This is a genomic window from Anoxybacillus sp. LAT27, assembly GCF_022030075.1.
Taxonomy (GTDB): Bacteria; Bacillota; Bacilli; order Bacillales; family Anoxybacillaceae; genus Anoxybacillus; species Anoxybacillus kestanbolensis.
Genome location: NZ_JAIWYK010000099.1, coordinates 1 through 323, shown reverse-complemented (window position 1 = coordinate 323; position 323 = coordinate 1). Strand labels below are relative to the sequence as shown.

Here is a 323-nt window from a genome sequence, read left to right as displayed (position 1 = left end):
GCTAATCGCTCCGTTGGTGAATGGGCAGGTGGAACCGAAGACGTATCTGAAAGAGGTGAGCGAGCGAGTGCACCATGTTCCCCACCAGGGCGACAAGCGAATCGCAGCCAAGACGATCCTCGATTGGTGCACCCGATACAAAAAAGGGGGCTTTGACGCCTTGAAGCCGAAGCGCCGTTCGGACCGCGGCCACTCAAGGCGTCTGTCGCCCGATGATGAGGATCATATTTTAGCCCTAAGAAAAGAACATCCCACCATGCCCGTGACGGTGTTCTACGAACACCTAATCGAGCAGGGGGAAATCCCAGAAAACCATACCTCTT

General features: G+C 55.1%; 1 protein-coding gene. It reads left to right on the top strand.

Going from position 1 to position 323, the window contains the following annotated elements; all coding sequences use genetic code 11:
- Positions 1-323: helix-turn-helix domain-containing protein (locus LD028_RS08680; protein WP_237811575.1), on the top strand; the 323-nt coding region annotated here is incomplete at both ends.